The sequence below is a fragment of the Streptomyces sp. NPDC048504 genome (assembly GCF_043200035.1).
Taxonomy (GTDB): domain Bacteria; phylum Actinomycetota; class Actinomycetes; order Streptomycetales; family Streptomycetaceae; genus Streptomyces.
The window spans coordinates 548,475-570,671 of the sequence record NZ_JBICXA010000002.1 but is presented as its reverse complement, the minus strand read 5'-3'; the positions used below and the strand labels follow the sequence as shown (position 1 = coordinate 570,671).

Here is a 22,197-nt window from a genome sequence, read left to right as displayed (position 1 = left end):
CGGAAGTGCACGCCATGTTCATCGTGATCCTGAATTACACCGCGCCGCTCGAAGAGATCGACCGCCACCTGGAAGCCCACAACGCCTGGCTGGAGGAGAACTACGCGGCCGGCCACTTCCTCGCCTCGGGCCGCCAGGACCCCAGGACGGGCGGTCTCATCCTGGCCCGGGCCGCCGACCGCGAGGCATTGGACCGCATCCTGGCCATCGACCCGTTCGGCATCGCCAAGGTGGCCACGCACACGGTCATCGACTGGCGCCCCTCACGCGCGAGCGCCGAAGCCCAGTGGCTGCTGCAACCGTGATCCCCGCAGCGACGACGCCGTCCGTAGGATCTACCCGGCTCGGCACCCCGCACACCGTGCGGGCCGGTGTCCTGGACATCGCCTACTTCGAGACGGGCCCGGCCGAGGGCCCCGCCGTCCTGCTGCTGCACGGATTCCCCTACGACGTCCACAGCTACGTCGACGTCGCCCCGATGCTGGCCGCCGCCGGGATGAGAGTGATCGTCCCCTATCTCCGGGGCCACGGTCCCACCCGTTTCCTGGACGCCACCACCCCGCGGTCGGGGCAGCAGGCGGCGTTGGGGGCCGACGTCGTCGCGCTCATGGACGCGCTGGAACTGCCGCGCGCCGTGCTGGCCGGCTACGACTGGGGCGCACGGGCCGCCAACGTCGTCGCGGCGCTGTGGCCCGAGCGCTGCGCCGGGCTGGTGTCGGTGAACAGTTACCTCATCCAGGACATCACCGCCGCCGCCCAACCCCTGCGCCCCGACCTTGAAGCCGGGTTCTGGTACTTCCACTACTTCGCCACCGAACGCGGCAGGCGCGGCCTGACCGCCAACCGTCGCGCCATCGCCGAGGTGATCTGGCGGCGCAACTCACCCGAATGGGACTTCGACGACACGCTCCTGGACCGCATCGGCGAGGCGTTCCGCAATGAGGACTATGTGGACGTGGTCATCCACTCCTACCGGCACCGCCTCGGCCTGGCACCTGGTGCCCCCTCCTACGAGGCGATCGAGCGACAACTCGCTTGCCAACCCGGCATCCCCGTCCCGAGCATCACGCTCGACGGAGAGGCGGACGGCAACTTCCCCGCCACCGACGGCTCCGCGTCGGCGGCGCACTTCACCGGTCCGCGCACCCACCGCCGGGTGCCGCACGCAGGGCACAACCTTCCCCAGGAGAACCCCGCCGCCTTCGCGGCGGCGGTCCTCGATCTGTCGATCCCCGCGCGAGCGGCCCAAGCCCAGCTCCACCGCCCCTCATGACGGCGGCCACTACCCGGACCCACCGAAAGACAGTGACCATGCGCGCAGCCGTGCTCAGACAATTCGCCACCCCGCTGGAACTCGCCGACATCGCCACACCGGTGCCCGGCGCCGACCAGGTCCTGGTCAGGATCGCCGCCAGTGGCGTGAACCCGCTGGACACCAAGATCCGCGCCGGTCAGGCCGCGCATGCACGTGCCGTCCTGCCCGCGGTGCTGGGCCTGGACCTGGCCGGCACGGTCGAGGAGGTCGGGCCGCAGGTGACCGGCTTCGCCGTCGGCGACGAGGTGTACGGGCTGAGCGGTGGCGTCGGCGACCTGCAGGGGTCACTGGCCCAGTACGCCGCCGCCGATGCCCGCCTGCTCGCCCACAAGCCCGCCGCGTTGACCTTGCGCCAGGCCGCTGCGCTGCCGCTGTCGGTCGTCACCGCATGGGAGGGGCTGGTGGACCGGGCCGGGGTCGGCGCCGGGCACAAGGTCCTGGTGCACGGCGGTGCGGGCGGCATCGGGCATGTCGCGGTACAGATCGCCCGCGCCCGTGGCGCCGAGGTCTTCGCCACCGCCTCGGCCGCCGACGCCGAGACGGTCCGAAGGCTCGGCGCCACCGCGATCGACTACGCCAGCACCGAGGTGGAGGAGTACGTCGCCGCCCACACCGGCGGCGAGGGCTTCGACATCGTCTTCGACACCGTCGGAGGCACCGTCCTGGACAACTCCTTCGCCGCGGTGCGCCACTACACCGGGCACGTCCTGAGCGCCCTGGGCTGGGGCAGCCACAGCCTGGCCCCGCTCTCCTTCCGCGGCGCCACCTACTCAGGGGTCTTCACCCTGCTGCCCATGCTCACCGGCAACGGCCGCGAGCACCACGGCGAGATCCTGCGCGAAGCCGCCGCCCTGGCCGACGCGGGCCTGCTCAAGCCGCTGCTGGACCCCCGCCGCTACACCCTGGACGCGGTCGCCCAGGCCCACGCGGCCGTCGAGGACGGCTCGGCCCACGCCAAGATCGTCGTCGACATCGAAGCCTGACCCGACGGCAAGGGCCCCGGCAACGCGACCATCGCGCTGCCGGGCCCCTTGCCGTTCGGCGACGCTACGGCGCGGCGGGCAGGCCCATGTCGTCGCCGTCGAGGAATTCCAGCTCCCCGGACACCAGGTAGAACGTCTCGTCGGTGTGCGCGTGGACATGGGGAGCGGGCCCGCCGCCCGGAGGCACGCTGGCCTCCACGAAGCCGAGTGCCCTCCGTTGGACTGCTCAGCGGTGAGCTTGGTCGTGTATATGTCGCCGTTGAACCAGGTGGTGATGCCCTCGGCGGCGGGAACGTGCAGGCCACCACTCCGGGACTGATGGCCGGCAGGGGATTCGGGTACGACGAAACTCATCAGTGGCGCCCGTACGGGGGGTTGTCCCGCCGAGCGGCGGTGACAACTGAATCGTCGTCCTGGGGGCATCCGACCCGCACCAGTCATCCGACCTAGTCGGTCCTTCCCGGCTACGGAAGGATGCGGCCCTTGGTGGTGACGTGGGGGAGTTGGTTCATTTCCGCGAAGGCTCGCTGGTCGTGGGCCGGGACCACGATCATGTCGGGGATGCGCTGCGTGATCGAGGCCATGCGGAGGATGTTCTGGCGGTTGCCCTCGGCGTCGAAGTCGCCCAGACGCCTGATGAGGAAGGGCCTCTCCAGTCGGCGCGTGAGTCCTTCGCGTTGCCATACGAGGTCTCCGACCAGGGCGTAGCGCACCTGGTGGGGCACGGTGACGAAGACGATGACGCTGCCCGGGGTGTGTCCGGGGGCGGGGACGCAGACGATCGAGCCGTCGCCGTAGACGTCGTGGTGCCGGGGGAAGCCGAGATAGGGGCCGCCCTCGAAGGTGAACTCCTGCCAGTTGAAGGGCGTTTCGCGGAAGTATCCGCGGAAGTTGCCGAAGATCTCCGGGTTGTAGAACGCGGCCCGGTCGCGTCCTGAGACCAGGACCGGCAGACCTGGGAAGTCGGGGATGCCGCTCATGTGGTCCCAGTGGGCGTGGGTCAGCAGGATCCCCGACAGTCGGCTGGGGTCGTAGCCCGCCGCCTCCAACTGGTCGACGGCCGGCTTCCACAGCTCGTACTTGGTCAGCTTCTGGAACGGGCGGGGCATCGTGGCGAACTGCTTGGCGATGTCGCGCCCGAACCCGGAGTCGACCAGGAGATCACCCTGCGGATGCTTGATCAGCGCCGCACCGATGTAGAAGTCGCGCTTGTCGAAGAAGGAACCGCCCGTATACGCGTAGGCGGCGACCCTGTTGTTGACTCCGGTCGGCACCGCGACCAGGTCCATGTCCGCCGGCGGATCAGCCTGCGGGACCGGGATCGACTCGGGCAGCGGGGCCGGCTCGGGAAGCCCGGACGGGCTGAAGACGCGCACCAGGCGCGCCGCGGGTACCGCCGCAGCCGCGGCAGCGAAAGGCCACTTCTTCATGATTCCTCCCTCTGTATGGCGTATCAGGTAGGCCTGACAAAGGAACGCGGCACGCCCACCACCTACTGCTCCAGGCCGACCGCGTTCGACGGCACGTCGAAGGCGGCCAGGGTCAGCGAGACGCTGGTGAACCAGCCCATCAGCACGGTCACATCGACGATGCCCTCCTCGCCGATCGTCTCCTTGGCCCGCTGGTACAGGCTGACGGGAACCACGCGCGGCTGCACCAGGGTTGACGCGAGCTCGTACACGAGCTGCTGGCGGGGGTCGTCGAACGAGGTGGGGAGGCCTGCGATCAGAGCCTCGACCTTCTTCGGGTCGAGACCTCCCAGCGCCGCACCGATCTTCTCGTGCTCGTAGGTGGCATAGGCCGTGAGCCAGCGGCCGGTGACGATGTTCGTGACGATCTCGATCTCCGCCTTCGACAGCGATGAGTCCGTCTGGAAGTACGCCCCTGTGGGCACGATCGCCTTCAGCAGCCTGGGGTTGGCCAGCCAGATCTTGTGCGGTCCCGGCACCAGGCCGCGCAGCCGCAGTGTGTAGTCGTACGCGCTGCGCGTCTCGGGAGACATCTCTTCCACCGGTGTCTCCGCGTAGCGGCCGAACGTCCCGAAGTCCGTGGGGTCGTCGAACACGAGGGTCTCCTCTTCCTCGGCGGTCCTTCCAGGGCTCGTCGTTCCCGCGCCGCGAACGGCTCAGGCAGCGCTCTTCGGCTCCCTGCGCGGGCTTCCCGCCGGCACGTCGTAGGCGTTGAGAACGGTGCCGAGGGCCAGGTAGTGGATGGTCACGAACACGATCGTGTCGAGGGTCTGCTGTCCCAGCGTCTCGACGACGGTGTCGTACAGCGGTCCCGGCAAGGGGCCTTCTCCGGTCAGGGCGGTCGCGACGTCGGCGGCGAGCGACTCCTCCTCGGTGAGGTCGGAGGGGCGGCCGCCCGCGCACAGTGCCGCTATCTCCGTCGGGCGCAGCCCGGCCCGCGCGGCAAGCCGGGCGTGCGCGTACATCTCGTAGGCCACGTTGAAGCGTGCTCCGATCGTCAGGATGACGATGTGCCGCGCACGCTCGGACAGACCCGGCAACTGCTGTGCGAGGTCGATGAATTGGGCGAGTGGCTGTGCCAGTTCCGGGAAGTGGAGCATCACGCCCCAGGGGCCGACGAACGCGCCGTCGGTGTCGCGCACCTCGAAGCCCTTGTACTCATCGGCCTCGACCATCGCCTCGAAGGCGTCGTACAGAGGCCGCTGCCTGGGGGTCAGTTCATCTGGGCGGACCAACGGGAGCCGCATGACGACCTCCTGTCTCCCGTGGAGGTAGGTAGAGGTAGGCAAAGTAAAGCGAACGGTGGATCGTTTTCTTTTTCAACGTACGTCCGGCTGGAGGGCGATGCAAGGTGAACGCTTGTTCCGTATTTCCGGGCGCCCGCCGTTCGGCCTTCCCGAGTACCTCGGAGCCGGCGTGGCAGTCCTGACACGGGGCTATTGACCTGCCGGGCCCGGCTCTACGCCGGCCACAACCCCTTGACCGCGCTGGGTAGCCCGTCCACCGCCCGCGGTCCCGACAGCGCGAGTTGGAGAAGGAACCCGGGCAGGATCGCGACGAAGACCCCGGACAGCGTCTCGGCCGGTACGTCGGCCGGGAGGGTGCCGCGCTTCTGCTGCTCCGCGACCAGGCGGGCGAGAACGCCACGCAGTTCGGTGTCGGTGGCTGCCAGGCGGTCGGCGAGCGCGGGATTGCGCAGGGCCTCCGACCACACCATCAGTGCGACGGTGGCCAGTTGGTGCTCGTCCTGCTCGCCTTGGGCGGCTGTCAGGAGGTCGGCCATCGTCGCGCCGAGTCCGCGGCTGTCGCCGTTGTCGGCCGCGTCGCGCAGCACGGCCACGATGTGGTCGAGATTGCGCGTGGCGATCGCGACGATGATGTCGTCCTTGCTGGGGAAGTAGCGATAGACCGCACCGGCGGACAGGCCTGCCTCCGTGAGGATGTCCTGCATGGAGGTGCGGTGGAACCCGTCACGGACGAAACAGCGCTGTGCGGCGTCGAGGATCTGCGTGCGCCGGTTCTCCTTGTACGCCTCGCTGACCTTCGGCACCGCCGCTCCTTGATCGGTTCCGTCCCGTCGCGGCCGGTCGACGCCTGGACCTTGACTCGACTTGGCGGCCGAACAGGAAAGTCTCCTGACTCTACCAGGAGAACGAATATTCGCCTTATATGGAGTACGGCGGTGAAGGTGCCCAACTGGCTGGTGCCGGGTGATGAGGAACGCGCCCAGGACGGGGTGCCGTTCGGCGACGGGTCGGGTGACCGAGTCGACGCACGGGCGGGCGTACCGCCGGCCCTGCCCGAGCGGGGGAGTTGAAGCAGTATCTGGATGTGCTCGACGCCGTGGTCCGTGCCTCAGGTGTTCCTCAGCTCGGCGACGAACAGTTCGTCGACCGTGCGCGGCACCGGGGACAGTCCCTGTTCGTGGTGGTAGCGCAGGTAGGTCTCAAGGGCTGTGCGGTTGGAGTCGACGCCGTAGGGCCACCAGTCGTGCGGGAACAGCTTCTGGTTCTCTTCGACGAGGTCGTTCATCCACGGCACCATCGTGGTGACCTGGTAGAGCCGTCGCATATTGCGGTAGGACTCCGCGGCGGCGTTCTTGGCCTCCGAGAAGCCCTGGTAGAGGCGTTGGGCCAGGCCGGGATGGGATGCGAGGAGTCCGCGGGACGCGGCGATCGTGTGCATCATCGGGAAGATTCCGGTGCGGCGGTACCAGTCGCGTTCGCGCGCCTCGTGGTCCGGGAACAGGGGTGCGATGTTCGGTGATCCCGCGAGGTACGGCGTCGGCGCGTTGGCGCTGAACAGGACGTCGATCTCGCCGCGGTCGAGCATGTCGGCCAGGGTGCGCCCGGCGGGAGCGAGGGTGATCTCGATGTCGTCGGGGTGTGGATGCGTGGTGAACTCGAACGGGGCGGGCAACGGCGTTTCCAGACCGCCGAGGATCCAGCGGTTCTTCTCCGGCGCGAAGCCGTACTCGTCGGACAGGATGCCCTTGGCCCAGACGCCCGAGTCCTGGCCGTACATACCGAACTCACCGATCGTCCTGCCGACGAGGTCCTCCGGTCCGCGGATGCCCTTGTGTGTGTTGACGAACACGCAGGAATGCCGGAACACCCGGTTGGGGAACACCGGCAGGGCGACGAGTTCGGCACCGGCATCCAGTGCTCGCAGGTAGTAGGTGAGGCCGAACTCGGCGACGTCGAACCGGCCGGCCGTCAGACCCGAGAAGATTTCGGGGATGGTGGACGCGGTGTGCAGGGTCGCGTCGAGGCCGTCGAAGGCCACGGTGCCGTCGAAGAGCGGGCGGGTGGTGTCGTAGCGAAAGCTTGCGATGTCCACGTGGAGGGAGGCCACAGGCTTGCTCCTTGCGCTGGTGAGGGGCGGTTCGGGTGACCCGTGATCAGGCGGCGTCGGTCTCCGCGCGCTCGACCAGGATGCCGTTTCCGAACGGGGCACCCGTGGTGATGCCGAACAGAACTATGAAGGCTGGCTTTGTAAGCCTGGGCTGCCAAGGTTAGCCTTAAAGTATGAGTGACACTGAGAGTCTTCCGAACGAGGTGCCGGGCATCCGTGAGACGGCCAATCGGCTGCGGATGGCCATCGGCGCGTTCAAGCGCCGCGCCCAGGAGGTGACAACCCTCGGTGAACTGAGCAACCCGCAGCTCACCGCTCTGTCGCGGCTCGACCGACTCGGCCCGATGACGACCTCCGCCCTGGCCAGGCGCGAGCAGATCACCCCGCAGGCGATGGGCGCGACCATCGCGAGCCTGGAGAAACTCGGCCTGGTCACGCGCAGCCCGGACGCGACGGACGGGCGCCGGTCGGCCCTGAGCCTCACCCCGGACGGCCGGACGGCCGTCCACTCCGGGCGCAACGCCATGGTCGACAAGGTCACCGCCGCCCTCCAGGACTCCTTCACCGACGCGGACATCGAAACCCTCTCCGCCGCGGCACCCCTGATCGAGCGGCTCGCGGAACTCCTCTAGCGCCGACCTGCCCGCACAACCGGGAGCCGTCATGCCCGCACCATCCGGGGCCGATCCCTCCGTCGCGAACCGTGACACCGCGATCCCGCGGGACCGCGCGTTCTCATGGCGGTTCACCACACCGCTGTTCATCGGCTCGGCCCTCAACCCCGTCAACAGCTCGCTGATCGCCACCGCGCTGCTGCCGATCGCGCACGGGATCGGCGTGCCGGTCGGCCAGACCGCGGCGCTGGTCACCGCCCTCTACCTGGCCAGCGCGATCGCGCAGCCGACCGCGGGCAAGGCCGCCGAGGTGCTCGGACCGCGCCGGGTGTTCCTGGCCGGCATCGTCCTGGTCGCCGCCGGCGGACTGCTCGGCGGATTCGCCCAGGACCTGATCACCCTGCTGATCAGCCGCGTCCTGATCGGCCTGGGCACCTCCTGCGCCTATCCGACCGCCATGCTCCTCATCCGGCGCCGGGCGCACGATGCCGGACTGGACAAGCCACCGGGCGGCGTACTCGGCGGTCTGCAGATCGCCGGCATCGCCACCGCCTCCCTCGGCCTACCGGTCGGCGGTCTCCTGGTCGGCGCGCTCGGCTGGCGCTCGGTCTTCCTCATCAATGTGCCGGTCGGGCTGATCGCCCTCGCCGCGACCCTCCGCTGGGTCCTGCCCGACGGGCCGCTCAAGCACCCGCTCCGGCTGCGCGAGCTGGCCGTCCGCCTGGACGCCGGCGGCATCGCCGGGTTCGCCGCCGCGATGACCGCCCTGCTGCTGTTCCTGTTCTTCCTCCCCACCGCGCACTGGTACCTGCTGGCCGTCTCCGCCGTGCTGTGGATCGCCCTGGTGCCGTGGGAACTGCGCGCCACCGCCCCTTTCCTCGACGTGCGGATGCTCCGCTCCAACAAACCACTCTCCAGCACCTACCTGCGCTTCGGACTGGCCATGCTGTGCCAGTACGTGGTGCTGTACGGGATCACCCAGTGGGTCGAGGGCGTGCGGGGCCTGAGCGAGACCCAGGCCGGCCTGCTGCTGCTCCCGATGACGCTGGTCTCCGGCCTGGTCATCTCGCCCCTTGCGCGACGCAACCTGGTCCGCGGACCCGTCATCGCCGCCGCGATCGCCTGCGTGACCGGCTCGGCCGGGGTGCTCGTGCTCAGCGCGTCCGCCTGGATCGGCTGGGTCGTGATCGTCACCCTCTGCTTCGGCCTGGTGGTGGGCTTCGCCTCCGCGGGCAATCAGACCGCCCTGTACGCCCAGGCGCCACCGGAGCAACTCGGCACCGCCTCCGGGCTGTTGCGCACCTTCGGCTACGTCGGCTCGATCGCCTCCTCGGCCATCACCGGACTCGTCTTCCACACCAGCGTCAGCGACCCCGGCGTCCACTTGATCGCCTGGATCATGATCGGCATCAGCCTGGTCCTGCTCCTGGTCTCCGTCCTCGAGCCCGTCTCCCCGCCTGCTCGTCCTCCGCGCCACTGACCTTGGTGAGCCGATCGCCGGTGGCCCGGCGCCGGTGGAGGGCGCGGTCGGCCGGCTGCTGTCCGCGTCCGGTCGCCGGGCCCTGGCCGCCCCGGTGGCCCGGGTGGGGGAGGGTGCCCGATGCCTTCGGCGGCGACGCGGCCGCACGCGAAGTACGTGGTGAGGGTGCCGAGGACGAGGTCGGCCATTGCCTGGCGGTCGCGGGTGAGGGCGGGGTGGACGAGCAGGTCGGCGGCGCGCAGGACCGGGTCGTCGAGGTCCAGGAGCTCGGCCAGTTCGAGGGTGTTCAGGGCTTCCTCGTACGACTGGACGACCCCGCCCGCACCCGGCTGGGCGCGGCCGATCGCGACGCGTCCGCCGTCGGTGGCGGCGCACGCCTGCTTGGCGAAGTGGGTGAGGACCTCGTCCTGGTCGCCGGGTGCTATGCACAGCATCGGCCGTCTTTGGTGGTGAGCAGGATGCTGCGGTCGCCGAAGCGGGCGGTGAGGGAGCGTTCCAACTGGTGGGGCACCGGGGCGCTCTCGTCGTAAGGTGTCGGGCCCTGCGAGACGGCGACGGCGTGTGTGTGGGAGAGGCGCAGGCCGAAGCGTTCGTCGCGTTCGGCGAGCCGGCGCAGGTCGCTGCGGCAGTGGAGGAGGTCGTCGATGAACTCCCGCCGGGCGGCTTCTTCCTGTCGTACGGCGAGACGTTGCGCGCGTTCGTAGCCTTCGGCGAAGGCGTCGATGACCTGCTGCATCGCCGCCAGGGTGCTGTCGGCGGAGCCGGGGGTGTCGGGCCAGGCTGCGCGGGTGGCGGCGAGATGCGCGTTGACGAGGGTGCGCAGTCCGTGGCCGGCGTCGGCGGCCTGTTCACCCAGGGGGCGACGGGACTCGATCTCCTCGCGGGGGAGGCGGCGACCGGCATCCAGACCTTGGTGAACTCTGCCGGGAACCGGCAGCGGGGCCGACAGGTGCCCGCACCAGGATCCGAGGCGAGGCTCACCCCTCCGCGGCCCGGACGGCGATCGTCCCCCAGCGCTATGAGGTCTTCGACGGACCCTGCGCGAGAAAGGCGTGGATCCGCTCGGAGATCAGCGGCCAGTCCTGGCCGAACCAGACGAGGTGGCTGTCGGCGCGGCTTTCGAGCAGCTCGGCGTGCGGGAGGGCGGCGGCGAGTGCCCGGGCGTGCACGAAGCGCACCGCCGCGTCCTGGCGGGTGGCGATCACCAGGGCGGGCTGGGAGACCCGGCCGGCATCACCCACCAAGTCTCCGGTCGTCGCGAGTTCCTTGAGATCACGTGTGAACCCTCGCCCCGACCGCATCCGCGAGAACAGTGCGAGCAGCCTCTCCCGGTCCTCCGGCCGAAGGCCCGCCACCACGTCCCGTACGGGCAGGAGGGTGAGGTCACGCAGCAGCATCCGCAGGCCGGTCTCGGGCGCGTACCGCACGAGGGAGTGGACGAGCGTCCAGGAAACGCGCTCCGTGTGCGGTGCGAAAACGATCCGGGCGCCGAGGCGGGTGCGGCGGTCGGGCCAGGGCAGCGGTCCGACAGCGCTTTGCAGGATCAGTCTCTGGACCAGGGCAGGATGGCGTGCCGCCACCGCTACCGCGGTGGGTCCGCCGCCCGATACGCCGACCACCGCGGCGACTTCGGTGATCCCCAGGTGGGCGCAGAGCCCGGCGGTGACATCGGCGAACCCGGCGGCCGATTCCCCTGTCGAGACTGGCGTACGACCGTACCCCGGGCGGGACGGCACGAGCACTGAGCATCCGGCTTCGGTGAACACCTCCTCGCCCAGCGAGAGCCCCGCGCGCAGGTGTCCGCCGTAGAGGACCATGACGGTGGCCGGACCGCGCCGGTCGAAGCGGTACTCGACGCGCCCGGCGGCCAACTCGGCCACCTCGGTGGGGTGTTCGTCCGGGCCGTGACGTCGGTCGTTGCTCACGTGGACTCCTTGCCCCGCCCGGGGCGTATGCGGCCGAGGACGAGCAGGCCCTGGGGGATCCGGGCCGGGCACCGTCGTCCAAGCAGCCGACTCCTGCCCGGGACCGAGTCACCTTCGCATCGTGCCACGGTCGGCGGCCGGTGCCCCCCGACCGGCCTGCTCTCCGCGTCGTAGGCCGTTGGGCAGGCCGGTTGTATCGTGCGAAGAGCCGTCCTGGCAGTGCGTCCGCATCATCCGTATGACGGTGGCCGTCGGGACTTCGGGAGCGAGACGGGAGCCGGGCGTGCGGGCGCGTGACTTGGCGGTGGAGTACGAGACGGTCGGCCTCGACAGCGACGCGATGGACGCCGCGCGTCTGATGGCCGAACGCCGGCTGCCGGCGCTGCTGGTGGTGGACGAGCGGGGCGCCCCGAAGGCGATCCTGCCCGCCTCGCAGATGGTCAAGATCCTGGTTCCGGTGTACGTGGTCGAGGACCCGACGCTCGCCGCCGTGGTCGACGAACATCACGCCGACCGGTTGTGCCAGGCGCTCACGGGCCGCAAGGTGCGCGACTGCCTGTCGAAGACCGTGCCCGCGCCGCCGGTCGCCGCCCCGGACGACACCGCGCTGGAGGTGGCGGCGCAGATGGCGCGCGTACGCAGCCCCCTGGTGGCGGTCGTGGAGAAGGACGCGGCCGGTGGCCGGCTCCTCGGTGTGATCACGGCCTCGCATCTGCTGGAGCGGTTGCTCGCCGCCACGTCCTGACCGGCGGCGTCAGGCGTTGTCCGGGCCGTCGCCCTCGTAGATGTCCAGGGCGCGGGGCAGACTCAGTTGGTCGAGGGCGGCCCGTGCCTGGGCACCGGCGTGGGTGACGATCACCCGGGTGCCGTGTGGCTCTGCCGCGAGGATCGCCATAAAGAAGGACACGGGGCGATGCCCGGCGGGCCTTCCGCAGCCCCACACCGACGTCCCGGGTGTTCTGGGAGGTGATGTCCCCCGAGAGCCGGACGACGACGTGGTCGGCGTGCGCAACCGCGCTGTCGGCACCACGGTGGAACGGATGCCGTGGGCGGTTGCCCATTCCCAGCAGCCGGCTGTGTTCACGGGGTCTGCGGGCGGGAGACGAGTCTGGCATCCGGGGCTCCAGGGCAGGGGGCGGCCATTGCCGACCAGGCTTCCCGGCGCACCTGAACGTCACCCTGGGCGTGGGCGTCCTCGGCCGCCGTTCGAGAGGCCGCCGGCCGGGCTGGCCGGGTTCCCCCGATCAGGGAGAAGTGGCGATCCCTTATTGCCGGAACCCGGCAGAATCCTCGCCCCGACCAGGCTCACCAAGAGCTGTTAAAGAAGCGTCAAGGACCTGTATGGTTCCCAGCGGTGTGCCGGGAAGCCTGGTCGGCGAGCAGGGGATCACTCTCTCTTCCGATCGGGGGCGTAAGCCATGGTGCTCGTGATGGCGTTCGGGGCCGCGCCGCTCTCCCCTTCCTTCCTTTTCCTCTTCCTCGTCGGCGGACTTCTGGTCACCGACGGCACGCAGGTCTTCCTGCCCGAGCCGCGTGCCGCCTGGAAGGACCCCGCGCGTGCGCCGGGCCTGGACGTGCCGTCGCCGCTGTCGCGGCCCGGCGCTCGTGTTCCGCAGGCCAAGGAGTCGTTCGCCCGGATCGCGGTCCACATCGCCTTTCCGGTCGTAGCCCACGCTGCCACGGACGTCCTGGCTGCCCGCGTCCTCGCGTGCGTCGCTGTCCACGGGGACTCCCGCCCGGACGGTGCGGACGTCTGGCACGCCGCCCCGCATCACATCACCGGCTCGACCGCCGAACCCGTCTCGGAACCCCGCGGAGGATCGTGAACGACTGGCACAGCTGGGCGGCGATCGTCGTGTTCGTCGGCGCGTACGCCCTGATCATCAGCGAGAAGATCCACCGCGTCGCCGTAGCCCTCGGCGGCGCGGGCCTCATGCTCGCGATCGGGGCGACCGACGACGTCTCGGCGTTCTACTCCGAGGACTCCGGCATCGACTGGAACGTCATCTTCCTGCTCATGGGCATGATGATGATCGTCGGCGTGCTGAAGAAGACCGGCATGTTCGAGTACCTGGCCATCTGGTCCGTGAAGAAGGCCCGGGCCCGACCCTTCCGGGTGATGGCCATGCTCGTCGTCATCACGGCCCTCGCCTCCGCCCTGCTCGACAACGTGACCACGGTGCTGCTGATCGCCCCGGTGACGCTGCTGGTCTGCGAACGCCTCGCCCTGCCCGCGGCCCCGTTCCTGATCGCGGAGGTGTTCGCCTCGAACATCGGCGGCACGGCGACCCTGGTCGGTGATCCGCCCAACATCATCATCGCCAGCCGGGCCGGGATCACCTTCAACGACTTCCTGGTCCACCTCGCCCCGCTGTCCGCGGTCCTGGTGGTGGTCCTCGTCCTGTTGTGCCGGGTGATGTTCCGCAAGACGTTCGTGTACGACCAGGACCGCGCCGCCGAGATCATGGCCCTGGAGGAGCGCGAGGCCATCAATGACCCGCGGCTGCTGGTCCAGGGCCTGGTCGTCCTGGCCCTGGTGGTGGCGGGCTTCGTCCTGCACCCGGTACTGCACTACGAGCCGAGCATCGTCGCACTGCTGGGCGCCGGGTTGCTCGTCGCCGTCTCCACGGCCGAGACGAGCGAGGTCCTCGCCGAGGTGGAATGGCCCACGCTCGCCTTCTTCGCGGGCCTGTTCATCATGATCGGCGGCCTGATCGACACCGGTGTGATCGACGAGGTCTCCAAGGCGCTCGCGGACGCGATCGGCACGAACGAACTCGGCGGGTCCTTGACGATGCTGGGTGCTTCCGCGGTCCTGTCCGGGGTCGTGGACAACATCCCGTACGTCGCCACCATGGCGCCCATCACCGGCGACCTGGTCCAGAACATGGGCGGCGCCGGTGACCACGTCATGTGGTGGGCCCTCGCCCTCGGCGCGGACCTCGGCGGCAATGCCACCGCGATCGGAGCCTCCGCGAACGTCGTCGTCCTCGGCATCGCCGAACGCAACCGACAGCCCATCACCTTCTGGCAGTTCACCAAGTACGGCCTGATCGTCACCGCCGTCACCGTGGCCATCTCGCTCGGCTACGTGTGGCTGCGCTACTTCGCACTGGCCTGAACCGGGCCACCGCACCGACATCCGACAGAGATGACAGAGACAGAGGACAGGGACACACACATGGGTACTCCACGCGTGAGCAGTACGCCGTTGCCGGGGATCGGGGTCCGGTACGACCTGACGACGCGTGAGCGGCGCCGTGTGTCGGTGGTCGCGCACCGGGACGGCGAGCGCACGCTGAACGCGTACCGCACGGACGATCCGGATGCCTGTGCCCTGTCGGTGCGGCTGACCGCGGGGGAGACGACGGCGCTCATCGACGCCCTGCTGCCCTCGCACCACAGCCCGAATCTGCTGTCCACGACCGAACTGGGGCTGGTCGCGGAGCGCGTCGCGCTGTCGGCGCTGTCGTACTGGAACGGCCGGGTGCTGGGCGAGACCCGGCTGCGTACCGAGACCGGCGTCTCGATCGTGGCCGTACTGCGCCGGGCCGAGGCCGTGCCGTCTCCCACGCCGGACTTCCGGCTGGCCGGCGGGGACACCCTGATCGTGATCGGCACGCGCGAGGGCGTCGAGGCGGCCGCGGCGATACTCGGGCGGGAGTGAACCGGTGCATTCCTCCGCGAGGTTCCTGATCGAGTTCGGCGCGATCATCCTGGCCCTGGGACTGCTGGGCCGGTTCGCCGCACGCTTCCAGTTCTCCCCGATACCGCTCTATCTGCTGGCCGGGCTGGCCTTCGGCGAGGGCGGGCTGCTGCCGCTGGGCACGAGCGAGGAGTTCGTCGCCATCGGCGCCGAGATCGGTGTCGTCCTGCTGCTGTTGATGCTCGGCCTGGAGTACTCGGCCGGCGATCTCGTCTCCAACCTCAAGACCCAGTACACCGCCGGTCTCGTCGACGCCGCCCTCAACGCGCTGCCCGGCGCGGCCATGGCACTGCTGCTGGGCTGGGGACCGGTCGCCGCGGTGGTGCTGGCCGGGGTCACCTGGATCTCCTCCTCGGGTGTCATCGCCAAGGTCCTCGGCGACCTGGGCCGCCTCGGCAACCGCGAGACTCCCGTCATCCTCAGCGTCCTGGTCCTGGAAGACCTCTCCATGGCCGTCTATCTGCCGATCATCACCGCCCTGCTGGCCGGCACGGGCCTCGCGGCCGGCAGCCTCACCCTGGCCGTCGCGCTCGGCGCCGCGGCACTCGTCCTGCTCGTCGCGGTCCGCTACGGCCGCCACATCTCCCGCTTCGTCTCCAGCGACGACCCCGAGAAACTGCTGCTGGTCGTCCTGGGCCTGACCCTGCTGGTGGCAGGACTCGCCCAGCAGCTCCAGGTCTCGGCCGCCGTGGGGGCGTTCCTGGTCGGCATCGCCCTGTCCGGAGAGGCCGCGGAGGGCGCGCACAACCTGCTCTCCCCGCTGCGGGACCTGTTCGCCGCCGTGTTCTTCGTCTTCTTCGGCCTGCACACCGACCCGGCGAGCATCCCGCCGGTCCTGCTCCCCGCGCTCGCCCTCGCGGTCGTCACCGCCGGCACGAAGATCGCCACGGGGTACTGGGCCGCCCGGCGCGCGGGGATCTCGGCGAAGGGCCGCTGGCGGGCGGGCGGCACGCTGGTCGCCCGGGGCGAGTTCTCCATCGTCATCGCCGGACTCGCCGTCACCGCCGGCATCGAACCCTCCCTCGGCCCCCTGGCCACCGCGTACGTGCTGATCCTGGTCATCGTCGGCCCGCTCACCGCCCGCTACACCGAGCCCCTGGCCACCCGCCTGACCGGACGGCGGCACAAGCCCGCCCCGCACACGGGAGAGATCCCGGAGACCACGGCCGAGGAGCCGTACGGGGTTGCCTAGGTTCGTCGACGGTGCAGACCCTCTGGCACCCCGGCCGGGGCCCGGACCATCATCCGGAGCGATGACCACGGCCGCCTGGCCGGACAGCCGTTGTCCTGTACGGTCGCAGCCTTCCACGCAGTGACGGTGGGTGGGCTGGTCGCGGTGGGCGCCGTCAGAACGGTGTGGGGTTGCGGCCGGACCGGGCTCACGCGTGTCCTGCCCGGGAGGGCCTGGGGCGGAACGGACTCCATCGCGTCGAGAAGCCGAAGCGCTCGACCGGACGCTGCCTACTGCCGGTCAGGCGCTGTCCAGGCTGAGCCGATGGTCCAGCCAGCCGGGGATGCTCTTCGTGACCGCGGCCTCCGACAGCCCCCTCACCCACATCACGGCCCACTTCTACCCGCTGGACGCACCAGCGGGGGAGCCGGAGGCCGGATCGACCGAGGACTTCACCCAGTACTCCGGACCGGACGCGACGTCAGGAACCTGGCGGGCGCCGGTCCACCTGGCCGATCTCGGCGACTACCGGGTGACCGTCGACCTCCGGGACTCCTCCGGCGCCACGGTCACCGGTGCCCTCTCCCCGTACACCCTGCAGTACCGGACCATCGTCACGATCCCCGACCTGACGGCCACTCCCACCGTGCCGGACTACCTTCCCCAGCAGGTCTCCGTCAGCGGCACCGTGCTCGCCGAGGACCCCCGCCAGGCTCCCTGAGCCCTTGCCGGCTGCCGCTCTACCCGGTCGGTCAGGTGGTTCAGCTCAGCGTGTCGCCGGAGTTTGCCGGCCTGGAAGGGACTCACATACCGCCCCGGAAGGCCCCAGCGGGGAATCGTGTTGCCGGAGCTGCCCGTGAGAGCCGCCCTGCTCAGGTGGTGTCCATTCCGGCGGCCTCCACCCGCCGTCGGTACCGCCGGAATGTCCGCAGGCGCCGGCCGGTTCCGAACTCCCACAGCCGTGCGTCCTCGATCCGAAGTGCGCAGCCCGAGCGGGAGAAAAACTCCCCGGTGACCGCGAACCGGGCCACGGCCTGTCGAGCGGCGGAGTTGACCGTTGAGGTGGGGAAGTCCGGGAGCGTGATCGCTCGCCCGCCGTGTTGGAGATCAGCCCGGTCCTCCACCCCGCTGACGAGGTGGCCGACAAGGGGCAGGGCTCGGCCGTCACAGGTGTAGCAGGGGGCGTCGTGCTCCGGCGACCTTTGGGCCGTGGCTCCAGCGGATCTCCGGTGTGGCGTCATCCGGCGCGGCACGTCCGACGGGGACGAGGGGTTCGATGAACTCGCGGATGACAGTGTGTTGTTCGTCTCCCGGGCGGACCACGATCGCGGCGGCCCGCACGGGCGGCATCCCGTCGATGTCGACGACGGCCAGACGACCGTCCTTCAGTTCATCCAGTTCATCGCCGAGGGCCGGACCTGGAAGCACTGTGACGGCGGAGTCGCTGACGGCCGCCTGCTTCATCACGTCAGGGCTCTGGGACTCGGTGTCCACGCGCAGCCGGGCACCCGCCTTGAGAGCCCGGCGCTCCAAAAGCCGTCGTGACCGCTGCGCCGCCGGGCCGGGGTTCCGTGAACCGCCCGGCCGGCCTCGCGATCACGGGCTACCCTGATTCGAATGCCCGGTCTCCTGCCGAGTGGTCCGACCGGCATCGGGGGAGTGTCTGATGCTCGTTCGCACGTCGACGATCGAAACCGTGCCGCAGGACGAGGTGACGGTATCGACGTATCGCTTCGCCGAACTCGGTCCCATCCATATCGGTGAGGTCGATTTCAGCGGCGAGTTGAGGCTGGAGACCGAGGACGTCGGCACGGGTTTCTACGTGCACGTGCCCATCGCGGGGCGTTTCGCGTCACGTCACCGGGGTGTGGACCTGACCGTGAGCCGCCTGGGCTCGGCTCTGTACCGACCGGGTGGCGGCGCCGTTTCCGCCCGTTGGCCTGCCGGGTACCGCGGGCTGTGCGTCCGCATCGGCATGCCCGCGGTGGAGACCATGCTGGCCCGGCTGGTCGGCGACCGTACCTCCCGCCGTGTCAGCTTCGACCCGGTGATGAACTACGCCGACGGCTTCGGACGCAACTGGGCCGAACTGCTGGTGTCCGTCAACCGGCAGATCGCGGCTCCGGGCAGTCTGCTGTCGCAGCCGCTGGTGGCCGGGCCCCTGGCGGACAGCATCGTGAACGGATTCCTCCTGGCGGCGACGCACTCCCACCCCGAGGCGCTCGGTGCGCCCGTCACGCGTGCACGGCCCGTGTCGGTCCGTACGGCCATCGACATCATCGAGTCGGACCCGCAGGCGCCGCTGACGCTCTCGCTCCTCGCGGACCGCTGCGGGGTCGGTCCGCGAGCTCTGCAGAAGGCGTTCCAGGCGCATCTGGAGATGTCACCGATGGAGTACGTGCGTGACGTCCGGCTGCGTCGGGCGCACGAGGAGCTCCGGGTGGCCGACCCGGCCACGGATTCGGTCGCCGCCGTCGCGCGCCGCTGGGGTTTCGCTCATCTGGGGAGATTCGCCGCCGCGCACGAAGCGAAATTCGGTCAGAAGCCGCTGCATACGCTCCGCGGATAGCCTGATTCGCGTGCTGGACATTTTCTTTGGCGACGCAGGCCAGGTTGCTAGATTCCGGAACGCCAAGTCCTTCCGGCGACCCCTGGGAATGCAAACATGAGCAACGAACCGCTCGCCGACGTGCGTGACATGTACATGGCCCACACGATGTTCCGTCGCGAGTTCGGACTCGCCCCGGAACTCATCCGCGGTGTGGCCGACAACGATGTCACCCGCGCGGCCGTCATCGCCGATCACCTGCAGATCGTCGACAACGGCCTCCATCACCACCACAGTGCCGAGGACAAACACCTGTGGCCGCGCCTGCTGGAGCGCAACGCGGCGGACGCCGAGTCCATCGCGCGGCTGATGGAGGAACAGCACGCACAGATCGACAGGGTCCTGGACGAGGTGCGCGCCGGGCTGGCGCACTGGCGCGGCACCGCGGACCCCGCGCAGCGCGAAACCCTCGCCGTGTCGATGGCCCAGCTCTCGGACCTTCTTGAGGAGCACCTCGCGGCGGAGGAGGACCACGCCGTACCGCTCCTCGCGCAGTACATCACCGCTGCCGAGTGGGGGCAGATGCTGGCCGACGGCGCGGGGGACGTCGCGCCGGAACAGGCCCCGCTGATCTTCGGCATGATGGCCTACGAGGCGGACCCGGACACCGTCCGCGACATCGTCGCCCAGATGCCGCCCGAGGTCAGCGGCATCATCGGCGGTCTGGCCACGGAGGCCTACGCGGCCCACGCGCAGCAGGTCTACGGCACCGCCACACCGGAGCGTGTCGGTGCGCGCGGCGGGGTGAGCCGATGACCACCGGCACAGTGAGGTTCGGCGCCCTGCTGGAGCCGAGCCCGGACCGCCCGCAGGACGTCGTGGAACTGGCCGAACTGATGGAACAGCTCGACTACGACGTCGTCACGCTGTCCGATCACCCGTACTGGCCCGAACGGCTCGACACCCTCGCGCTGTTGACCGCCATGGCCGTCAGGACCCAGCGCATCACGGTCATGTCCAACCTGCTGAACCTTCCGCTGCGTCCGCCTCCGGTGCTTGCCCGCACCGCCGCGACCATCGACATCCTCAGCGGCGGCCGCTTCGAACTCGGTCTCGGCACCGGCGCCCAGCAGATGTGGGGGTCCATCACCGCGGAGGGCGGGCCGGCGCGCACAGCCGGGGAGTCCATCGAGGCGCTGGAGGAGGCCACCCACCTCATCCGCGCGTTGTGGACGTCCAAGACGGATGTCGCCTTCGACGGCAAGCACTACCGGCTGGACAACGCGAAGCCGGGGCCCGAGCCGCGGCACGAGATCGGCATCTGGTTCGGCGCCTACCAGCCGCGGATGCTGCGGGTGGTCGGGACGATCGCCGACGGCTGGATCCCGAGTTCCCCGTTCCTCCCGCCGGTCGCGCTGCCGGACGCCAACCGGATCATCGACGAGGCGGCGCTCGCCGCGGGCCGCTCGCCGCGGGACATCGGCCGCGGTTACAACATCGAGGGCACCTTCGGCACCGGCACCGGCTTCCTCGAAGGCCCCGCGACGGTGTGGGCCGAGCAGCTTGCCGAGCTGGTCCTGGACAAGCAGGCGGACACGTTCTTCCTCTACCGTGCGGCCTCGGCCGACTTCCTCCGCCAGTTCGCGGCAGAGGTCGCGCCCGCGGTCCGCGAACTCGTCGCCGTCGCCTGATCGCTCTGTATGCGGAGCGCGGGCCGGGCAGCCGCCCAGCCTGCGTTTCAGGTTCCCCATCATGTCGAATCCCGGCCAACTGGCCGGCGTCTTCGGCGTGTTGCTGAAGGAGAAGGCCGACGACCTCCTGCCGCCACTGCCTCGTGATCGCCTCCAGCCGGGGCAGGATCGGGGTGCAGCCGGTCACTGGGCGGAGATCTTGTGGACGGTGGTGTCGTCGGGGTTCAGCCGACGCCCGTCCGCCGACAGAACTTCCACTGTGCCACCGAGTCGGGGGCAGCTGGAGGAATCTCACCGGGCCGCCGAGGAGATCCGGATCGCCCGCAGGACGCTGCTGGAACTGCCCGAGCCGGCCCCGCCCCGCAACTGCCGGACCATCCGGCCCACCAGCAGATCATGGCGGTGTTCATCACGGCCGACGTCCCGCCGCGGGTCCGGCAGGTGTGCGAGGCGATGGACCTGCAGATCGCGCCCGCCACCGTCAAGAACACCCGCCTGAAGCTCAAGTGACTCGCCGAGCGCGGGATCCTCGCCGAGACCGAGCAGGGCTTGCTCACCCAGCCGCGTCCTCAGGCCTGACGCTCTGGCATGCAAAGTCGCCGAGGCCGCCGCTGGCACGCACCCACCAGGCCACCCTCCGTGAATATCGTGATCGGCCGAGCGACAGTGGCGAGGACTGACAACACCGCGGCTCGGCCCGGAGGGCCCAGCCCGAGCGAGGCCCCCCAGCTGTGCCGGTGACGGATCCGCTGGGGGGTACTGAGCGTGACTCGTTGGCGGGCAAGCGGCGGCGTACCGTCAATCGCATGAGTGATGGCAAGCAGGTCAGCCCAGGGGTGCGGGAGGAGATCCGCGCGTTCCTGGCGACTCGTCGCGCACGGTTGACCCCCGAGCAGGCGGGTCTCACGGTGTTCGGCGGCGATCGGCGGGTCAAGGGTCTGCGTCGCGAGGAGGTCGCGGCACTGGCCGACATCAGTGTCGAGTACTACGTCCGTCTGGAGCGCGGGGACGCCACCGGTGTCTCGGAATCGGTCCTCGACGGCATCCATCACGCGTTGCAGCTGACCGATGCCGAGCGGGCGCACCTGAGTGACCTGCTCGACGCCAGGCGCTCCCGTCGACCAGCGCCGCCCACCGCACGGCCGCGGCTGCGGCCGCCGGTTCAGCGCATCCTCGACTCGATGACCACCACCGCGGCGCTCGTGTTCACCGGCTGCCTCGACATCATCGGCGCCAACGCGCTCGGCCGAGCGCTCTACCAACCGATGTACGCCGACCCGGGGCGGCCGGTCAACACCGCCCGCTTCGCGTTCCTCGACCCGGCGGCCCGTACCTTTTGGCGCGACTGGGACAGAATCGCCGATGACTCTGCCGAACTGCTGCGCGCCGAAGCCGGCCGGACGCCTCACGACCCGAAGCTCACGACCCTGATCGGAGAGCTGTCGACGTGCAGTGAAGACTTCCGGGTCCGCTGGGCTCGCCATGACGTGCGCTCGTACGCCACTGGCGTCAAACGCGTCCACCATCCGGTCGTCGGCGACTTCGAGCTCGCCTACGAATCGACCCGGCTGTCCGACCCCGGTCAGATACTGATCATGTACACCCCCGAGCCGGACACCCCGTCGGAGGACGCGCTGCGGATGCTCGCCAGTTGGGCGGCGTCGAAGCCGGGCGCGGATCAGCCACACCCCGCGGGCGACCCGCACGCCACCGGGCGCGAACCCGGATAACCGTCCAGGCAGAGCAACTCTTCGTCTCCAGCCCGTCTCCGACCCGTCTTCGGACGGCTGCTCGACGTGCCCGAAAACAGCCGACCGCCTCTCCGGGCGGACGACCCGACCGCGGCGTCTCCCGCTCGGACATCTCGCGGCCCTCGCATGCGGCGGGTGCACCGCGACTCCCACCATCCGCGCCGTTCCAGTCTGCCCGCACACACCGAGG

24 protein-coding genes and 2 pseudogenes are annotated in these 22,197 nt (G+C 70.0%); 16 read left to right on the top strand and 10 right to left on the bottom strand.

Annotated features, from left to right (window positions below; genetic code table 11):
• Positions 1 to 14 precede the first annotated feature (14 nt).
• Genes ACGFY9_RS06945 through ACGFY9_RS06935 form a run of 3 tightly spaced genes read left to right on the top strand, consistent with a single transcriptional unit; the run spans position 15 to position 2,298 of the window.
• Positions 15 to 305 (top strand): YciI family protein, encoded by a 291-nt coding sequence (locus ACGFY9_RS06945; RefSeq protein ID WP_393752700.1) that lies wholly within the window; start codon positions 15 to 17, stop codon positions 303 to 305.
• Positions 302 to 1,273 (top strand): alpha/beta fold hydrolase, encoded by a 972-nt coding sequence (locus ACGFY9_RS06940; protein WP_393752699.1) that lies wholly within the window; start codon positions 302 to 304, stop codon positions 1,271 to 1,273. Before ACGFY9_RS06945 ends, ACGFY9_RS06940 begins: the two co-directional genes overlap by 4 nt.
• A 38-nt stretch (positions 1,274 to 1,311) precedes the next feature.
• Positions 1,312 to 2,298: a zinc-dependent alcohol dehydrogenase family protein gene (locus ACGFY9_RS06935; RefSeq protein WP_393752698.1), complete on the top strand. Its 987-nt coding sequence runs from the start codon at positions 1,312 to 1,314 to the stop codon at positions 2,296 to 2,298.
• Between the two features lie 64 nt (positions 2,299 to 2,362).
• On the opposite strand, the gene ACGFY9_RS06930 is transcribed toward ACGFY9_RS06935, so the two are convergent.
• From ACGFY9_RS06930 to ACGFY9_RS06910, 5 genes are all read right to left on the bottom strand, one after another.
• Complete coding sequence (locus ACGFY9_RS06930; RefSeq protein ID WP_393752697.1) at positions 2,363 to 2,485, bottom strand: cupin domain-containing protein; 123 nt, start codon at positions 2,483 to 2,485, stop codon at positions 2,363 to 2,365.
• A gap of 277 nt (positions 2,486 to 2,762) precedes the next feature.
• A complete protein-coding gene (locus tag ACGFY9_RS06925) occupies positions 2,763 to 3,728 on the bottom strand; it encodes an MBL fold metallo-hydrolase (RefSeq protein ID WP_393752696.1) in 966 nt (321 codons plus the stop codon).
• Positions 3,729 to 3,790: 62 nt separating this feature from the next.
• Positions 3,791 to 4,363, bottom strand: a complete 573-nt coding sequence (locus tag ACGFY9_RS06920; RefSeq protein ID WP_393752695.1) for a carboxymuconolactone decarboxylase family protein — start codon at positions 4,361 to 4,363, stop codon at positions 3,791 to 3,793.
• 60 nt (positions 4,364 to 4,423) lie between these two features.
• Positions 4,424 to 5,014 carry a carboxymuconolactone decarboxylase family protein gene (locus ACGFY9_RS06915; RefSeq protein WP_393752694.1) on the bottom strand — a complete coding sequence of 197 codons (591 nt, stop codon included), beginning with the start codon at positions 5,012 to 5,014 and terminating at the stop codon, positions 4,424 to 4,426.
• 212 nt (positions 5,015 to 5,226) lie between these two features.
• Positions 5,227 to 5,817, bottom strand: a complete 591-nt coding sequence (locus tag ACGFY9_RS06910) for a TetR/AcrR family transcriptional regulator (RefSeq protein WP_393752693.1) — start codon at positions 5,815 to 5,817, stop codon at positions 5,227 to 5,229.
• Positions 5,818 to 5,949: 132 nt separating this feature from the next.
• On the opposite strand from ACGFY9_RS06910, the gene ACGFY9_RS06905 reads away from it, so the two are divergent.
• A complete protein-coding gene (locus ACGFY9_RS06905; protein WP_393752692.1) occupies positions 5,950 to 6,084 on the top strand; it encodes a hypothetical protein in 135 nt (44 codons plus the stop codon).
• 38 nt (positions 6,085 to 6,122) lie between these two features.
• On the opposite strand, the gene ACGFY9_RS06900 is transcribed toward ACGFY9_RS06905, so the two are convergent.
• Entirely contained in the window at positions 6,123 to 7,121 is a 999-nt protein-coding gene (locus ACGFY9_RS06900; RefSeq protein ID WP_393752691.1) for a 4,5-dihydroxyphthalate decarboxylase, read from the bottom strand.
• Between the two features lie 173 nt (positions 7,122 to 7,294).
• On the opposite strand from ACGFY9_RS06900, the gene ACGFY9_RS06895 reads away from it, so the two are divergent.
• Together ACGFY9_RS06895 and ACGFY9_RS06890 are read left to right on the top strand one after the other, a co-directional pair.
• Complete coding sequence (locus tag ACGFY9_RS06895; protein WP_393752690.1) at positions 7,295 to 7,753, top strand: MarR family winged helix-turn-helix transcriptional regulator; 459 nt, start codon at positions 7,295 to 7,297, stop codon at positions 7,751 to 7,753.
• Positions 7,754 to 7,784: 31 nt separating this feature from the next.
• A complete protein-coding gene (locus ACGFY9_RS06890) occupies positions 7,785 to 9,215 on the top strand; it encodes an MFS transporter (protein ID WP_393752688.1) in 1,431 nt (476 codons plus the stop codon).
• A gap of 125 nt (positions 9,216 to 9,340) precedes the next feature.
• Here the strand turns inward: ACGFY9_RS06890 and ACGFY9_RS06885 are convergent.
• Positions 9,341 to 10,164, bottom strand: a pseudogene (locus ACGFY9_RS06885) (PucR family transcriptional regulator); the annotation flags it as partial.
• Between the two features lie 67 nt (positions 10,165 to 10,231).
• Positions 10,232 to 11,140, bottom strand: a complete 909-nt coding sequence (locus tag ACGFY9_RS06880; protein WP_393752686.1) for an alpha/beta fold hydrolase — start codon at positions 11,138 to 11,140, stop codon at positions 10,232 to 10,234.
• 283 nt (positions 11,141 to 11,423) lie between these two features.
• On the opposite strand from ACGFY9_RS06880, the gene ACGFY9_RS06875 reads away from it, so the two are divergent.
• A complete protein-coding gene (locus tag ACGFY9_RS06875; RefSeq protein WP_393752684.1) occupies positions 11,424 to 11,885 on the top strand; it encodes a CBS domain-containing protein in 462 nt (153 codons plus the stop codon).
• A 9-nt stretch (positions 11,886 to 11,894) separates the two neighbouring features.
• Here the strand turns inward: ACGFY9_RS06875 and ACGFY9_RS06870 are convergent, their stop codons facing one another.
• Positions 11,895 to 12,047, bottom strand: coding sequence for a hypothetical protein (locus ACGFY9_RS06870; RefSeq protein ID WP_393752682.1), 153 nt, complete (start codon positions 12,045 to 12,047; stop codon positions 11,895 to 11,897).
• 511 nt (positions 12,048 to 12,558) lie between these two features.
• On the opposite strand from ACGFY9_RS06870, the gene ACGFY9_RS06865 reads away from it, so the two are divergent.
• From ACGFY9_RS06865 to ACGFY9_RS06845, 5 genes are all read left to right on the top strand, one after another.
• The gene (locus ACGFY9_RS06865; protein WP_393752680.1) at positions 12,559 to 12,966 is read left to right on the top strand and encodes a hypothetical protein; all 408 of its coding nucleotides are present in this window, start codon (positions 12,559 to 12,561) and stop codon (positions 12,964 to 12,966) included.
• The gene (locus ACGFY9_RS06860; protein WP_393752678.1) at positions 12,963 to 14,261 is read left to right on the top strand and encodes an SLC13 family permease; all 1,299 of its coding nucleotides are present in this window, start codon (positions 12,963 to 12,965) and stop codon (positions 14,259 to 14,261) included. Before ACGFY9_RS06865 ends, ACGFY9_RS06860 begins: the two co-directional genes overlap by 4 nt.
• A gap of 60 nt (positions 14,262 to 14,321) precedes the next feature.
• Positions 14,322 to 14,807 (top strand): cation:proton antiporter regulatory subunit, encoded by a 486-nt coding sequence (locus ACGFY9_RS06855; RefSeq protein WP_393752676.1) that lies wholly within the window; start codon positions 14,322 to 14,324, stop codon positions 14,805 to 14,807.
• A gap of 4 nt (positions 14,808 to 14,811) precedes the next feature.
• Entirely contained in the window at positions 14,812 to 16,038 is a 1,227-nt protein-coding gene (locus tag ACGFY9_RS06850) for a cation:proton antiporter (RefSeq protein ID WP_393752674.1), read from the top strand.
• Between the two features lie 322 nt (positions 16,039 to 16,360).
• On the top strand, positions 16,361 to 16,738 hold the full coding sequence (locus tag ACGFY9_RS06845) for a hypothetical protein (protein WP_393752672.1): 378 nt from the start codon (positions 16,361 to 16,363) through the stop codon (positions 16,736 to 16,738).
• 443 nt (positions 16,739 to 17,181) lie between these two features.
• On the opposite strand, the pseudogene ACGFY9_RS06840 reads toward ACGFY9_RS06845, so the two are convergent.
• Positions 17,182 to 17,556 (bottom strand): annotated as a pseudogene (locus tag ACGFY9_RS06840) (LysR substrate-binding domain-containing protein); the annotation flags it as partial.
• Between the two features lie 127 nt (positions 17,557 to 17,683).
• Here ACGFY9_RS06840 and ACGFY9_RS06835 point away from each other — a divergent pair.
• From ACGFY9_RS06835 to ACGFY9_RS06820, 4 genes are all read left to right on the top strand, one after another.
• Positions 17,684 to 18,586, top strand: coding sequence for an AraC family transcriptional regulator (locus ACGFY9_RS06835; RefSeq protein ID WP_393752670.1), 903 nt, complete (start codon positions 17,684 to 17,686; stop codon positions 18,584 to 18,586).
• A gap of 96 nt (positions 18,587 to 18,682) precedes the next feature.
• Positions 18,683 to 19,381, top strand: coding sequence for a hemerythrin domain-containing protein (locus tag ACGFY9_RS06830; protein WP_393752668.1), 699 nt, complete (start codon positions 18,683 to 18,685; stop codon positions 19,379 to 19,381).
• Complete coding sequence (locus tag ACGFY9_RS06825; RefSeq protein WP_393752666.1) at positions 19,378 to 20,256, top strand: LLM class flavin-dependent oxidoreductase; 879 nt, start codon at positions 19,378 to 19,380, stop codon at positions 20,254 to 20,256. Before ACGFY9_RS06830 ends, ACGFY9_RS06825 begins: the two co-directional genes overlap by 4 nt.
• A gap of 806 nt (positions 20,257 to 21,062) precedes the next feature.
• Entirely contained in the window at positions 21,063 to 21,986 is a 924-nt protein-coding gene (locus ACGFY9_RS06820; protein ID WP_393752664.1) for a helix-turn-helix domain-containing protein, read from the top strand.
• Positions 21,987 to 22,197: the final 211 nt, after the last annotated feature.